The 12,029-nt window shown below is 41.1% G+C and carries 10 protein-coding genes; 4 read left to right on the top strand and 6 right to left on the bottom strand.

Features of this window, described 5'->3' with window-relative positions:
• Nucleotides 1–309: 309 nt before the first annotated feature.
• The 3 genes from AAG807_RS02735 to AAG807_RS02725 form a co-directional block, all read right to left on the bottom strand.
• On the bottom strand, nucleotides 310–927 hold the full coding sequence (locus AAG807_RS02735; protein WP_341900564.1) for a hypothetical protein: 618 nt from the start codon (nucleotides 925–927) through the stop codon (nucleotides 310–312).
• A gap of 110 nt (nucleotides 928–1,037) precedes the next feature.
• Nucleotides 1,038–4,379 (bottom strand): transcription-repair coupling factor, encoded by a 3,342-nt coding sequence (gene mfd, locus AAG807_RS02730; RefSeq protein ID WP_341900562.1) that lies wholly within the window; start codon nucleotides 4,377–4,379, stop codon nucleotides 1,038–1,040.
• A 130-nt stretch (nucleotides 4,380–4,509) separates the two neighbouring features.
• Nucleotides 4,510–5,565 (bottom strand): hypothetical protein, encoded by a 1,056-nt coding sequence (locus AAG807_RS02725; protein WP_341900560.1) that lies wholly within the window; start codon nucleotides 5,563–5,565, stop codon nucleotides 4,510–4,512.
• Between the two features lie 193 nt (nucleotides 5,566–5,758).
• On the opposite strand from AAG807_RS02725, the gene AAG807_RS02720 reads away from it, so the two are divergent.
• The 4 genes from AAG807_RS02720 (at nucleotide 5,759) to AAG807_RS02705 (ending at nucleotide 9,676) form a co-directional block, all read left to right on the top strand.
• The gene (locus tag AAG807_RS02720) at nucleotides 5,759–6,286 is read left to right on the top strand and encodes a DUF4382 domain-containing protein (protein WP_341900558.1); all 528 of its coding nucleotides are present in this window, start codon (nucleotides 5,759–5,761) and stop codon (nucleotides 6,284–6,286) included.
• A 239-nt stretch (nucleotides 6,287–6,525) separates the two neighbouring features.
• On the top strand, nucleotides 6,526–8,439 hold the full coding sequence (locus tag AAG807_RS02715; RefSeq protein WP_341900557.1) for an SUMF1/EgtB/PvdO family nonheme iron enzyme: 1,914 nt from the start codon (nucleotides 6,526–6,528) through the stop codon (nucleotides 8,437–8,439).
• Between the two features lie 15 nt (nucleotides 8,440–8,454).
• Nucleotides 8,455–9,063, top strand: a complete 609-nt coding sequence (locus AAG807_RS02710; RefSeq protein WP_341900555.1) for a sigma-70 family RNA polymerase sigma factor — start codon at nucleotides 8,455–8,457, stop codon at nucleotides 9,061–9,063.
• 1 nt (nucleotide 9,064) lies between these two features.
• Complete coding sequence (locus AAG807_RS02705) at nucleotides 9,065–9,676, top strand: hypothetical protein (RefSeq protein WP_341900552.1); 612 nt, start codon at nucleotides 9,065–9,067, stop codon at nucleotides 9,674–9,676.
• Here the strand turns inward: AAG807_RS02705 and AAG807_RS02700 are convergent, their stop codons facing one another.
• From AAG807_RS02700 to fbp, 3 genes are all read right to left on the bottom strand, one after another.
• Nucleotides 9,677–10,345, bottom strand: coding sequence for a hypothetical protein (locus AAG807_RS02700; protein WP_341900550.1), 669 nt, complete (start codon nucleotides 10,343–10,345; stop codon nucleotides 9,677–9,679).
• 97 nt (nucleotides 10,346–10,442) lie between these two features.
• Nucleotides 10,443–10,799 (bottom strand): hypothetical protein, encoded by a 357-nt coding sequence (locus AAG807_RS02695; protein WP_341900548.1) that lies wholly within the window; start codon nucleotides 10,797–10,799, stop codon nucleotides 10,443–10,445.
• A complete protein-coding gene (fbp, locus tag AAG807_RS02690; protein ID WP_341900547.1) occupies nucleotides 10,800–11,816 on the bottom strand; it encodes a class 1 fructose-bisphosphatase in 1,017 nt (338 codons plus the stop codon).
• Nucleotides 11,817–12,029 lie beyond the last annotated feature (213 nt).

Below are 12,029 nucleotides of genomic sequence, written 5' to 3'. Positions count from 1 at the left end.
TTATAAAACACAAAATCCCCCAAACCCTCTTCCTCATCATCAAATTTCATCACGATCAATGATGTCATCCGTTCCACCCATTGCTCAATTTCTTCTTTCGACTCTTTCTTGTGAAGAAACGCCAATCGTGCATCTTCCGGTTCGAAATCACTCAGGTAAAAAGTATGTCGGTTTTAAAACTACCGGAATAGGAATCTCCGATATTCTCTAGGTTGGATTTTAAGATTTCTACCTTTTCACTAAAAGAGAGCATATCCATTCAATTCAAACACAAAGTTCGCATCTGAGTTTGTAAGGTATTTACGCTCTTCAATCCAGCTTGACCATAACTTCCTGCTCTTCCACATCAATGCTTATCCAATACCGGTGATCGCTATCCGGAATGCATGCTGTCAAATCGAGGTCCCGTTCGTAATAGTCCAATGCCTTTGGCCCAAGTTGAATCGTCAGCTCGTATTTGTCTTGTCCTCCTTTTCCAATGCGGGCTTCCGTTATGATTTGCCGGTTCTGTTGAATGGCTGCTTTTGACAAACTTTTCATGTCGGGAGGAAAAGCACTGATCCCGTCACACCAAAATCCCTTTACTTCTTCTACTCCAAGGTTGTCAAAATCCAGTGACCATTCCAGGCGCGAACAAAATGCTTCGTTGAAAGGCAATTCTTTCAGATTGTAGTTAAATGCACCACATTCCGGGCATTCCGCGTTTTCTCCTTTTAGTTCATCAAAATCACATTGGTTGCAGTGACCTATTTTCGGATTCAAATGATCTGCAATGAGCTTGGAATCGCTGTGGCTTACTCCTTGTTCCAAGAGTTTCCTTACAAGGAAAAGCTTTAGCCCATGAGCCACCAAACCACGTGTCTCAAGCAGCTGTTCTTCGGAAAAATTCAATTCCGGAATCTCGTTGGTGCATTTTTTACAGATCATGCTTTTCGCTTTTAGTTGGTAAATTCTAAGCCTCCTCCCTTAATCCCTCCTCAAGGAGGGAGATTTTAAAACCACACCTTCATTCGTAATTCGGCACTCGGCATTCGTAATTAAATCACGATCTCCCCCAATCGCTCAAATGCCTGATCCATGTTCATCACGTTGCTGTAAAGTAAGCGCAGACGATCGTTCTTCTCACTCATCTTGCAGTCTTTCGGATTGCTTTGGACATACTTCAACACTTGCGTAAACATCGGTGAATCATAGTATTTGGATTGAGAATTTGCCACGAAATAACCGATCATCGATCCCTGTTTGATCACCAGTTTCTCGAAGCCGATTTCCTGTGCCAGCCAACGCAATTCGAATGAACGAAGCAATTCTTTCACTACGCGGGGAAGTGGACCGAACCGGTCGATCAGTTGTTTTTTGTATTCCTCTATTTCTTCTTTGGTATTGAGGTTGTCCAAATCCTGATAAATACTCAACCGTTCCGAAACATTGTTGATGTAATCTTCGGTGATACGCAGCTCGAAATCGGTTTCCAAAACACAATCCTTTACGAAGTGCGCACCCATCGTTTCGGTATTGCGATCGTCGTACAAGTCTTTGAACTCTTCCTCCTTCAATTCATCCATAGCTTCGTTCAGAATCTTCTGATACATCTCGAAACCGATCTCGGAAATGAATCCGCTTTGCTCTCCACCCAATAAGTTTCCTGCCCCACGAATATCCAAATCCTTCATCGCAATGTTGAATCCGGAACCCAGATCGGAGAACTGTACCAGGGCTTCCAATCGTTTGCGCGCTTCGGAAGTTAGTAAACTGATTGGTTGTGAAATCAGATAACAGAATCCCTTTTTGTTGGAGCGACCCACACGACCGCGCAACTGGTGCAAATCACTTAACCCGAACATGTGGGCATCGTTGATGATGATCGTGTTCGCATTCGAAATATCGATCCCGGATTCAATGATGGTAGTCGCTATCAAGACATCGTATTCGCCCTGAATGAAATCCATCATCACCTTTTCCAACTGCTTTCCGTCCATTTGTCCGTGACCAATTGCCACGCGAACTCCCGGACATAAACGGGAAATCATCCCGGCTATTTCTTTGATATTCGCCAATCTGTTATTTACGAAGTAAACCTGTCCGCCACGACTCACTTCATAGGAAATGGCATCGCGGATATTTTCTTCATTGAAGGTAATTACCTCCGTTAGAACCGGCTGACGGTTTGGCGGCGGCGTATTGATGATGCTCAAATCGCGTGCACCCATCAATGAAAACTGCAGGGTTCTCGGAATCGGAGTTGCCGTAAGTGTCAATGTGTCGACGGTTGTTTTCAGCGTTTTCAACTTGTCTTTTACCGCTACCCCGAACTTTTGCTCTTCGTCAATAATGATCAAGCCCAAATCTTTGAACTTTACCTTGTCGCTGACAATTTTGTGCGTCCCTACCAAAATATCGATCTCCCCGCTCTCTACTTTTTTCAAGGTCGCCGTGATGTCTTTCGCAGATTTGAAGCGGTTGATGTAATCTACATTCGCAGGAAAATTCTTGAACCGTTCCTTGAAACTCCGCGCATGCTGATGACTCAAAATGGTAGTCGGAACCAAAACCGCTACTTGTTTGCTGTCTGCAACTGCTTTAAATGCTGCACGCATGGCAATTTCCGTTTTCCCGAAACCGACATCTCCACAAACCAATCGGTCCATCGGCGTGTCTTTTTCCATGTCTTCTTTTACGGCTTGCGTCGCTTTCAATTGGTCCGGAGTATCTTCATACATAAACGATGCTTCCAACTCGTTTTGCAAGTAAGTATCCGGAGAAAACGCAAAACCGGGTTGAGATTTGCGTTTTGCATAGAGTTGGATCAAATCGAAAGCCAGTTCCTTGATGCGTTTTTTGGTCTTCTGTTTCAGGGTTGCCCAAGCCTGAGTTCCCAATTTATTCATCTTCGGAGCGGCACCATCTTTTCCTGTAAACTTCGAAATGCGGTGTAAGGAGTGAATACTCACATACAAGACATCGCCATCGCGGTAAACCAAACGAATCGCTTCCTGTGGTTTTCCATTTACATCTATGGTTTGAAGTCCGGAAAATTGCCCGACTCCGTGATCGATATGCGTTACATAATCTCCTTTTTGGAGGTTGTAAATTTCCTTTAAGGTCAAAGCTTGCTTCGCCTGGCGGAATCCTTCCTTTAATTTGAAACGATGGTAACGTTCAAAAATTTGATGGTCCGTATAACAAACCAATTTCAACCCCGGAATGATAAATCCTTCGTGCAGGGCGATATTCATCGGTTCAAATTCCACTTCTGCGCCAATGTCCTCAAAGATCTGGTACAAGCGTTCGATCTGTTTCGGTTGATTGGAAAAAATGAGGTTTTCTGATCCGGCTTTTTTACGTGCGACCAAATCGTCTTTCAGTAAGTCAAAATCCTTGTTGAATGACGGTTGGTGCAAGGTTTCGAATGTAATGGTATCACTTGCCTTAAACGCATATTCCGGTCCGATCTCCACGATCGAATGTGCTGTTATTTGCGCTTTCCAATCAGACGGGTGCATATACAATTCGCCCGGCAAGCTGTGTTTGATCGTGTTTTTTGGAAGCGCATCGTAGATCTTTACTGCCTTCTCGTAATCCTTTTCCAACGTTGCTTTTACCAAATCATTCGAAGCAAGCCAAATGGTTGTTTGCTTTCCAATGAATTCCAAAAATGTTCCGGTTCCATTCAAAACCAATTGCCGCTGCACATTTGGAACAACAGAAAAATGGGTGTGTGTTTTAATGGATAACTGGGAAACCGGGTCAAAAGTTCGGATCGAATCCACCTCATCTCCGAAGAACTCCACGCGAAACGGTTGGTCATTCGAAAAAGAGAAAATATCGACAATTCCCCCACGAATGGAAAATTGACCGGGCTCGTACACAAAATCCACCCGTTCAAATCCATATTCCAACAACAACTCGTTGAAGAAATCAATCGAATAGGTTTTGCCACGTTCCACGCGCATGGTATTTTCCGAAAGTTTTTTCTGCGTAGGCACACGTTCAAATAAGGCATGTGGATACGTAACGATCCACGTATTTTTTCCGGTATTCACTTTTTCCAGCACCTCTGCGCGTGCAACCACATTTGCATTGTCTGTTTCCTCCAATTGATAGGGCGTTCGGTAAGAAGCCGGGTAAAAGAAGATGTGTTTATTATCCGGATACAATTGTTCCAGGTCGTTCAGAAAATACGCAGCAGCTTCCTTGTCCTCCAAAACAAATAAATGATTTCCGGGAACTTGCTCGCAAACAGAAGCCACCGATATTGACTTGGAAGAACCGATCAGTCCTTTCCAATGAATGCGGATTTCTGCCTGTTGCAATAAGTCAGCTGTCTGATCGAGTCCTTTGAGCTTTTTGAAAAGTTGTAAAAAATGTGCCTGGTCCATATTTTGAATAAACAGTTTAGGGGGAACAGCGCACTGTACCCCCATGTAAATCCCGATAGTTTTCGAGACGGTGCAAAGGTAATGGATTGTTTTTGTTTTATTGATGACAGTTATTCATCTATGAAGAAAATTAATACGTGTGCAATGCTTTTTGAAATACCCAGCCGATCACCTTTTGGGGAACCCGCGAATGGTCTGAATCATCTACTTCTTCTTCATTATAAACTAACAGATCCAATTCAACTCGTATCCATTCCAAACCAAATTCGTCCTTGACATAATCCAATATTCGAATGCAGCTGACGTAATCGGTTTCTTTTCTTGTATAAAGAACCTCTGATGTATAGGCGGGGTTCGTAAAAATTTCGCATTCAGCAACCCCGTAATAATTGGTAAAGTAATCTAGCCGAACTTTCACCGTTTCAGTTAAACAGATTGTATCCATGCTGCGATTGCAATCATTTCGTATCTCAAGTTTATTGACATAAGCTGTATCGAAGCGAATGGAATCTACTTTAAATGAATAATCATCTTTCCCGGCACATGCGTTACTTTCCCAATTTGGTTTAGCTGCACTGTTGGCAGAACAAATCATCCCCTGTTTATTGTAGGTCGATTGAAATACACTGTCGCGAATCGACTTGTTTTTAAATAAGGTGCAATAACCGGAATAAAATTCAGGCAAATAACTATGAGAATAATTATGAAAGACTTTAGGCGTATCCTTTTGATTTACTTTCAAGCAGTTTAGCTCCATTTTGAGGTGTTTTTTACCAAACCATGCTTCTTTTAGTTTTATATGAATGGTCAAATTCATTCGTTGCAGATGATCATATCGTTTTTCATCTTCACTTACTGCTGTTGGACGCTGCTGTTGGATAGTATAGGTTGATGATTGAAAAGGATGCTTTCCCTTCAACACGAGATTTCCAACCGATTCGGTTGCGTACAATCCGATGTATTTGAAATTATTCCAAGTACGATCCTTCTTATTCACAAACAGGTTTATGTAGTAAATCGAATCGACAAGTTCTAATACAACTTCAATATCTTTGACTTCCGTTTTCCGCTCATTCATTTCAATTCTACCCCGATAAATTCCATTATAGGAAAAGTGGATTGCTTCCTGACCAAAATCATGAAAACAGATCAAGACAAATGCAAGAATCAATAAGATGTGTTTCATAATTGTAGCGACCATATTCAATAATAAACATATTCCTTTATTCTGTTACACTCAAACATCGAGAAATAGGACTCTGCTATTTGAAATAGAAATTTTCATTTTGAAAAAAACGAGTCGGCAGACAAATCAGTAAAATCAATGATTTGTCTTTTTTGCATAGCTTTTATAATCCTATGACAAGAAAGTGAAAATTATGAAAACGATAGTATATTTTGTGGCGTTGGTTGCAGTGGGATTGTTGGGAGTTTCTACCGGGTGCAAGAAGAAAGAAGGAGAAAGTCATATGACTGTGAAGATGGTGGATGCACCTGGTGATTTCCAACAAGTAAATGTAGAGGTTCTGCAAGTTCAGGTTCATCACAGCGGACAAGGCTGGATCAATCTTCCAACGAATTCTGGTGTTTATGATTTGTTAACCCTGCAAAATGATGTTTCCGCCACATTGGTGAATGTCGGAACTTTGCCTTCGGGACATTTAGAGCAATTTCGCCTGATTCTGGGAGATGAAAACAGCGTCATGGTTGACAGTTTGTATTATCCATTGGCAACTCCATCTGCTCAGCAATCAGGTTTAAAGATCAATCTGAATACTGATTTCGCACCGAATAGCACCTATGAGGTCTTGATTGATTTTGACGCAAATAGTAGTATCGTTACTCAAGGTAATGGTTCTTATTCCTTAAAACCCGTAATAAAAGTTTTATCGATCAATCCCATTTAGGTGTGGTGTAATAAGTAGTAGTAGTATGTCCAGAAAAGCCACTCGTGGAAACGAATGGCTTTGTTGTTTTATGGCATGTCGTTTTCTCCGCCTGAAACCCACTGTTTGCTGCGGTTTTTTTGTGTTCAGTAAACTTTTTTCAAAAAAATGTTTCTTTCAAATGAACCTTTGCCGGGTGGTTGAGTAATCCTATTAGAACCCGAAAGTCAAGCGCGCTGATTTTTCTTTAAATTAAACACATGAAATACTTACTGATCGGATTTACATTTTTGACTTGCCTGAATGCATTTTCTCAAGAACCAAAACCGGAAACTGTTTACAGTATCACAAAGGAAGAGAAGGAAATTTCCTGGTATGAAATACAGATTAAACTCTGGAAAGCCGAGATTGATAAAAACAATCAAAACGGTAATGCTTGGATTAATTATTACAGAGCTAACCGCGCTTTAAGGAATCTGGCACAAACGGAAGAAGAACGCACCAAATGGCAATCACAGTGTAAATCCATTCACGAACAGGTTTGGAAGGCGATTCCCAAAAGCTTTGAAGCTTATTTCATTCAATATTCTGAAAACGGTTTCCATGACAGTAGCGGTTCGGAAAACGAACTAAGAGCACAAGACCTGCTGAATGCACAAGCCTTGCGACCAAATGATCCATTGATTCAGGATTTGCTCATGATCCATTATGAATTGCAAAACGACCCCGAAAAACGCAATTTCTACGCTAACCGTCTGTTTGAGAACAATGAATTGTCGGTTGGAATGCTCAACTGGGCTTACAATATCCTTTCCGAACTGGATGAGAATGCGATTCTTTTCACGTATGGAGATAATGATACTTATGCACCCTGGATTGTTCAGGCCGCAAAGAATTTCAGAAAAGATGTATCAATCATAAATCTTCATTTAATCAATATGGACGATTATAGGAATCGCTTGTTGAAACAATTAGGGTACGAACCTTTAATATTGAAGGAAACCAAAACAGAGGAAGAAGCGAAAGCCGTTTCCAAACAGTTCTATGAGCATTTTCTCAAAGGCAAGCGTCCGGCTTATTTCTCTGCCAGTGCCATCAGTGGATTTGAAGATGTTTTCGGCGACAAACTTTATCTTACAGGTCTTGCTTACAAATACAGTGAATCGAGTTTTGATAATACCGTGATCATTCGCAGAAACTACGAAAAACGATACTTATTGGATTACCTGAAGGAAGTGTTTTCCTATAATATCGGGGACATGAAAGGTGAAGTGTTCAACGGAATGTATCTTCCTTCGATGATTAAATTGTATCAGCATTATGCAGAAAGTGAAGAGTTGACCAAAAAGCTCGAACTAGAACCTCTTCTTTTAAAAATTGCCGAACAAAGCGGTCAACAAAGTGATGTGTTGGAATTATTGTCCGGTAAAGACAAATCGACTTCTTTTCTTTCAACCGTATTGGATTTGAAAACAATGGAAAAGAATATGATTCCCGTGAAAGGAAACGTTTATCTGGACAAATACGAAGTATCTAATGGCGATTACAACAAATTCCTAAATAACTTGAAGGTCTCAGGTAAAACGGATTTGTTTCAGATTGCTTTGTATGATTCTACCCAATGGACAAAAGGGAAGTACGCAGTTAGTTTCAATGACCCAATGATGAATTTATATCACTGGCATCCAGCTTATGAAAACTACCCTGCTGTTTGCATTTCTTACGAAGGAGCTAAAGCTTACTGTGAATGGTTGACCAAACAATACAATTTACAGCGAAAAAGAACATACACGCAGGTTGTTTTCCGCTTGCCGACCGAATTGGAATGGCGAACTGCAGCCGGTTCCGGAGACCCGAAAGCCATTACTCCTTTCCCTAATAATGATATTAAAGCAGACGATAAACATTACCTTGGAAATATCCGTCCTTCGAAAGACCGTTTTTTTGATGACGGCGGGTTTCACCAGGTGCAAGTGAACATGTATGATCCGAATAAAATGGGATTCTACAATACCTTCGGGAATGTTTCAGAAATGACTAGTACCAAAGGAAAAGTATTGGGAGGATCTTGGTATGACTTGTTCGAAGAATGCACCTTTGATAAAACACAATCCTATTCAAACCCGGACCCAACAATCGGCTTTCGAGTTGTGATGGAAATCATAGAAAAGTGAAAAGCCTAAGTAACCTTGAAAAGTTTACATCATAAACAACAAAGCGACGAAGAGTTGATGGTTCAGGTAATGGACCATCACTCTCCTTTGTCTGCCAAACAGGCAGAAGCTGCATTGGTGGAATTGCATCACCGGTACAGTAAAAAGTTGTTGGGTTACTTTATCAAAATGCTGAACAAGGATGTGGATCTGGCACAGGACTTCGTGCAGGATATTTTCCTGAAGTTGATGGAGAAAAAACACTTGTTCGATCCCAATAAAAAATTCTACTCCTGGATTTTCACCATTGCTTCAAATATGTGTAAGACTGCTTACCGTCATCATGGAAAAACGGTTTCACTTTATCCGGAAATGAACCATCCGAGTGGATTGGCAGAAAACCTGGCGGAAAAACAACTCTTTCTAAAAGCATTGCAAGAAGGTATCGATCGTATGGAACACCACCACAAAACGGTATTTGTATTGCGCTACCTGGAACATTTTCCGCTGAACGAAATTGCAGAAATAACGGAGAGTTCATTGGGAACCGTCAAATCACGCCTGTTCTATGCCACCAAAAAAATGTCGGATCAATTGAAACACTTTGACCCGAGCTTTGAAACAACACTTTTTAAATTGAATTGATATGGAAGAGCAACACGAACGCTTATTCGACCTGATCGAATCCAAATCTTTTGAGGAACTCACTTCAGAGGAACGGGAATTTGTCCTGAACCATCTGACTGAAGCGGAATACACCCTTCAAAGAACGGTTATTTCTGCTACAGCAGCATTGGAATACGATTCCGTGGAACCGCGTGCACTTCAGATCCGGGAAAAGAAAAAGTCCATCCTGAACAGAACCATTCCGCTTTACCAGGCATTGATCGGTGCCGCTTGTTTGGTGATTCTTTTTCTTGCCGGGAACCAAAAGAATTACTCTCTGAACTGGCGGTTCTCCGGAAATCCTTTGGAGATTTCCCTGACCAATGGAACTTCCGCTTCATCTGTACAAATCATTCATGATACGATTGTCCGGGAAATTCCGATTATCACTGCCTCAAAGATTATCCGCGATACCATCACGGTAGTTCAAACGATTTTGCAACAGCCTGAAAAACGCATGCTGGAAGTTGGTAAATCGGTCAGCTATCCGGAATTAACTGAGAAATTATTGGAAGGTAAAGGTTCCTCCTATAAGGACGATCAAACTGCACAATTCCTGCCTTCCAATCCGGTTGTGAACACCATGAAATAATTAAAGCGACCCTGCAACAATAAAAAGTAACAAGATAAGCGTTCCCAGAACCAATAAACCCAATGCAATCACAGCAAAAAAAGTTCCCCAGAAATTCCCTTTGTTCCGTTTCCATTTCACAATCGCAACAATTGCAAGGGAGAGGGCAAGCAGAAAAGAAATAATGGCCAATGCAAACAAACTGGTGTAAATTGTAATGAAGCTGAGGATGACATAACCAATCGAAAAGACTAGGGAATTAATGGCAAAAAGATTGGGAGTTTTTTCAAGTGTTTCCGCTTCCTTTTTCAGGCGTTTCTTTTCCTTGACGCTTTCCACTGCGTCATTCAATCGCTCTATAAATGCCGTTTCAGCATGTTGAACTATTGGTTTTTCAATCACCGAATCATTCAAATGAATTCCTTCCATTACCTGAAGCGTATCCGTTTTTTCACAAACAAATCGTTCTTCTTTTGCTTTCGCGTCTGCATTACAAATCGTATCTATAGAACCCGTTGATTCAGCTAGCTGCTCATTTTTCGCCGTGACTTCATCCTTTGGTTGAGTTTTGTCCTTTTTTACGGACCTATTCCACGAGACATAATACCCGTTTCTGAATGTTCTTTTTTGAATCGTACAAGATGATGTAAGAATACTTGTAACTATGATCACTAAAATAAGCAGGCGCATAACCGGTCGTTTTGTTTCTGCAAACTAAGTGAAACCCGATCTTTTGATTGTTGCGAAAATCCGTACTTGAAAATGGGATTCCGTACAGAAGGATGAATTATTGGGGGCCTTTCTCCCTGGAAAGAATCTTTGAAACGAGCTCTTTCCCATAAAAAACCAATAACAAAAGAATTCCAAGAGCGAAAAAAATCAAGGCAAGAGGTCGGGTTGTATCGTTGAAGAAAAATTCACCTACCATCCAGGCAGAATTTGCTAGAATCCAAAGGATCACTGCCAGGTTGTGCATGAGTTCCGAAACAGATTTGCGCATTTTCCAGGTCAACCAGATTGCCACGGAAATGGTCGGCAGGATCATAAACGTTCCCAGCCATTTCAAATCAGCAGCCCAACAAATGTCTTTGAGAAGCCAAAGTAAGATATGCAGGTTTTCTATTTTCCGGAAATCCAGGAACATTTAAGCTTTCGCGCGTGCTTTTTCCAAACAATCGATTGCTTTTTCCATCATCTGTTTCGATCCTGTGAAGAATCCGCAGCGTTCGTGCAATTGATGTGGTTCCAAATCCAGGATGCGGTCGGTTCCATTCGTTGCCATTCCTCCGGCCTGTTCTGCAACATAAGCCAATGGATTACATTCATAGAGCAAACGCAGTTTCCCTTTCGGACTTTGGTTGGTAACCGGGTAAATATAAATTCCTCCCTTGATCAGGTTTCTATGAAAATCTGCAACCAATGACCCGATATATCTTCCGGAGTAAGGTCTTCCATCAGCTTGCACTTCCTGGCAAAATGAAACGTAGTCTTTCACTCCTTGTTCACATTCGTGGATATTTCCTTCATTCATGGCGTAAATGCGGCCCGTTTCAGGCATGCGCATATTGGGGTGCGACAAACAGAATTCACCGATTGATGGATCCAGTGTAAATCCGTTCACACCATGTCCGGTCGTATAAACCAACATCGTGGAAGAACCATACAATACATATCCGGCTGCCACCTGTTGTGTTCCTTTTTGCAGCATATCTTCCAAAGTAGCTGCTGTTCCTTTTGGAGAAATCCGTTTGTAAACAGAGAAAATAGTTCCGATGGAAACATTGCAATCAATGTTCGAAGATCCATCCAGCGGATCAAATAACACGATGTATTTTCCACTTTGAGCACGCTCAGTTGTAAAGGCTAAAAAGTCGTCATTTTCTTCAGAAGCAATTCCACAAATCTCACCACTTGATTCAAATACTTTTATGAATTGCGTATCTGCGATCACATCCAGTTTTTGTTGTTCCTCACCCTGAATATTCGTGTCTCCGTGAGAACCCAAAATGTGATCTACCAATCCGGCTCTGCGAACATCACGTGCCACAATTTTTGATGCAATGGAAATATCGTTCAAAATACGCGATAATTCTCCCGATGAACCTGGGAATTCCGCTTGACGTTCCATAATAAAATCGCTCAATGTGATGATGTGTGACATAACTTCTGTTTTTACAAAGATAGCCTTTTAATGCAGATTTTGAATTAAGAATGCAGAGATGATTTACTCCTAATTTTACTTTTTGAATTCTTAATTCGATAACAAACTTCCTTTCTTCACTTCCCCGTTTTAATTTTTCCCTTTCACCTTTCGGTTGAATGATTTCGATCGCTTTTAACAAGTTCAAAAAATAGGCTACTTTTAATCGAACTA

Source organism: Fluviicola taffensis DSM 16823 (assembly GCF_943372375.1).
GTDB classification, from domain to species: domain Bacteria; phylum Bacteroidota; class Bacteroidia; order Flavobacteriales_D; family Crocinitomicaceae; genus Fluviicola; species Fluviicola taffensis_A.
This window is presented reverse-complemented; position numbering and strand designations above follow the sequence as displayed.

What these genes read in the sequence shown, in the direction of transcription:
- AAG807_RS02735 (WP_341900564.1), bottom strand. Translation starts at nt 927, where the DNA reads ATGATCTGTAAAAAATGCACCAACGAGATTCCGGAATTGAATTTTTCC.
- mfd (WP_341900562.1), bottom strand. Translation starts at nt 4,379, where the DNA reads ATGGACCAGGCACATTTTTTACAACTTTTCAAAAAGCTCAAAGGACTC.
- AAG807_RS02725 (WP_341900560.1), bottom strand. Translation starts at nt 5,565, where the DNA reads ATGAAACACATCTTATTGATTCTTGCATTTGTCTTGATCTGTTTTCAT.
- AAG807_RS02720 (WP_341900558.1), top strand. Translation starts at nt 5,759, where the DNA reads ATGAAAACGATAGTATATTTTGTGGCGTTGGTTGCAGTGGGATTGTTG.
- AAG807_RS02715 (WP_341900557.1), top strand. Translation starts at nt 6,526, where the DNA reads ATGAAATACTTACTGATCGGATTTACATTTTTGACTTGCCTGAATGCA.
- AAG807_RS02705 (WP_341900552.1), top strand. Translation starts at nt 9,065, where the DNA reads ATGGAAGAGCAACACGAACGCTTATTCGACCTGATCGAATCCAAATCT.
- AAG807_RS02700 (WP_341900550.1), bottom strand. Translation starts at nt 10,345, where the DNA reads ATGCGCCTGCTTATTTTAGTGATCATAGTTACAAGTATTCTTACATCA.
- AAG807_RS02695 (WP_341900548.1), bottom strand. Translation starts at nt 10,799, where the DNA reads ATGTTCCTGGATTTCCGGAAAATAGAAAACCTGCATATCTTACTTTGG.
- fbp (WP_341900547.1), bottom strand. Translation starts at nt 11,816, where the DNA reads ATGTCACACATCATCACATTGAGCGATTTTATTATGGAACGTCAAGCG.